The 2482-nt window shown below is 58.7% G+C and carries 2 protein-coding genes and 1 pseudogene; 2 read left to right on the forward strand and 1 reads right to left on the reverse strand.

The features are described from left to right. Positions 1–122: 122 nt before the first annotated feature. A pseudogene (locus LG661_RS24465) lies at positions 123–470 on the reverse strand (integrase); the annotation flags it as partial. 600 nt (positions 471–1070) lie between these two features. Here LG661_RS24465 and LG661_RS25295 point away from each other — a divergent pair. Both LG661_RS25295 and LG661_RS24480 read left to right on the forward strand, forming a co-directional pair. Then, positions 1071–2297 (forward strand): autotransporter-associated beta strand repeat-containing protein, encoded by a 1227-nt coding sequence (locus LG661_RS25295; protein ID WP_322098916.1) that lies wholly within the window; start codon positions 1071–1073, stop codon positions 2295–2297. After that, a partial coding sequence (locus tag LG661_RS24480) for an autotransporter-associated beta strand repeat-containing protein (protein WP_230534604.1) occupies positions 2276–2482 on the forward strand: 207 nt, incomplete at its 3' end. The genes LG661_RS25295 and LG661_RS24480, both read left to right, overlap by 22 nt.

Genomic DNA, 2482 nt, shown 5'->3' on the forward strand with positions numbered 1-2482 from the left:
ATACACTGGTGTCATTTCTACTTTGCACGCTGAGTGCCATTTCTATCTTGCAGTGACACGAACCAAAATCCCGGAAGGTCTCGTTTTGGCACACGCCGAACGTTTTCTTTTGGCTGCTTGAGCCTCAGGTCCTTCTTCTCCCGCCAGCGACCCACAGCCTCGCGGGTCTGCTCTGTGATCTCGAACTGAACGGGGCGACCTGTCTTCCGCTGCATGACAGTAGCTCGGGATCGAACTCGCCCATTAGGGGCCACGTCATCGACGCGGAGCGCGACCAGATCACAGGCGCGCAGCTTGCTGTCGAGGGCTAGATTGAACAGAGCCAAATCCCGGATGCGATGAGCAACCTGGAGCCTGACCCGGATGGACCAGATCTCTTTGGCTTTCAGTGACGGCTTGGGTCCAATCAGCTTGCCCCAGTTCCAGGGGGTGGTGGTTCGGCAGAGATGGTCAGCGGTATTGTCTTGCATTGCAGTGCTCCTGAAACGAAGCCCCGCAATGGACCTTGGCCGTTTATGCCGACAGGAAACCCATGTTGAGCATTCCTTCCAAAGCCTTCGTCAGCTTACCGAGCTAAGCCAGACGTTCGCTACTTTGCGTCGATCTCCTCCTCGTGACCCCAAGGAGACATTCCGCCTTAAGACGCTTTAGCATCGGTGCTCCAGCGGTGATGCAAAAGCCGTCCCCAAGGAGAGGACCGGAGGCAGTCTACCCATAGTCCAATCAGCCCCATGACACGGATGACCTACTTCACGGTATTCAACTCATGCCTTTAATGGAGAAGGCGATAGTATTCGATCCGATAACGAGCGTCACACGGATTTCTGCGCCTAAGGCGCCTGCTCCTATCGTGACGTTACTTCGGTACCAAGTTCTCCAGCTGTCCTTCTGCTTAGATGCAGGCTACCTGAGTCCAGAAAACAACAATGTACCAGCCCCTTTCTGAGGCGGGCGGATGGCAATTGCTCATCTTTGCCCAGCCTGTACTAGGCTTTTTATAACACCGTTCTGCCGCCCTGCTGTTCAGCGACGGGCCACCGGCACCTCACCGCATCCTCCAGGAGGCCCGCTTGAATTCGTCCCCCCATGCCCGCCTGAGCGCCCTCCTGCGGCTCGCCCTCCTGGCCAGCACGGCCCTGGTCGGTGTGCCCGCTGCTCACGCGCAATGGGTTATCGAAGGCGATCTGTCTGTAAGATACCCTTCCGACTCTTCTAGCTCTTCGGGCTATAATGTTCCAGTAACTATCACTGGCAGACTTCTTGTTGGAACAGGGTCCCGCCCCTATTACTCGGTCCGCTTCCTTAACCACCCCAATCTGGTTATCTCGGCCGGCGGAGCCTCCATCGCGCATGATCCGTCGTCTTCGGATATTAACGCCTATGTCCGTATCCTGGGCACCTGGCTGAACACTGGTCCTTTGGTTGTCGGCGAGACTGGCAACGGTATCCTGGCGATCAGCGGCCAGGGTATTGTCCGCCAGGATGACGGCCTCGGGACCGTAACCATTGCGAACCAGCCGGGCTCGACTGGTACCCTCGCCGTCGGGATTGGCAACAGTTCCTACGTCTCCGATGAACAGGAGCCTATGGCGCCTGGAACCCTCGATGCAGTCGCCGTTGTGTTTGGCCAGGGAGCCGGACGGATACTCTTTTCCCACACCAGCGGCTCCTATACGTTTGCCCCGACGATCTCAGGCTTTGGCACGGTCGTGGTCCGAAACGGCACGACAACGCTGACCGGTGACAATTCCGGGCTCTCCGGCTCTGTTGAGCTGAGAGGCGGCAAGTTGAGCCTCGCAGCCAGCGGCAACATCGGCGCAGCCTCCGTGTCCGGCATGGGCGGAACGCTCGCCTATTCGGCCGGTGTTAATCTGGCCAACTCCGTTACCCTCGCGTCCGGCTCGACCACCTTCGAGGTCGCAGCCGGAAGCGCCACACAAGGTGGCGCGATCTCGGGCTCTGGAAACCTCATCAAGGACGGTGCTGGTACTCTGCAGCTGACCGGGTCCACCACCTATTCCGGCACGACGACGATCAGGGGCGGCACCCTAGTCACCACGGGAGGTCTGGGATCCGGGCCTGTCGCCAACAGCGGTACGCTGACATTCCGCGATGCGAATGGGTTCTATACTCAGAACATCTCTGGAACGGGAATGGTCCACAAGGAGGGAAGCGGAACAATCACCCTCAGAAGCAACAACACCTATACGGGTGGCACGTTCATCGGCGCGGGGGAGGAATCACGACATTTTCCGGCGGACTCGGCACAGGACCGGTGGTCAACAACGGCACACTGACGTTCGAGCAGAGCTTCCATGATGACCTCTCGGTTGCGAGCGTCCAGGGCACGGGCACGCTCGTCAAGCAAGGCGCCACTATACTCGGCATCTATGGGGCCAACACCTATACGGGTGACACGATTATCCAGGAAGGGTCGCTTGATCTCATGGGTGCTGGCTCCCTCAGCTCTTCCGCCATCCAT

The sequence above is a fragment of the Microvirga roseola genome, assembly GCF_020866965.1.
GTDB lineage: Bacteria > Pseudomonadota > Alphaproteobacteria > Rhizobiales > Beijerinckiaceae > Microvirga > Microvirga roseola.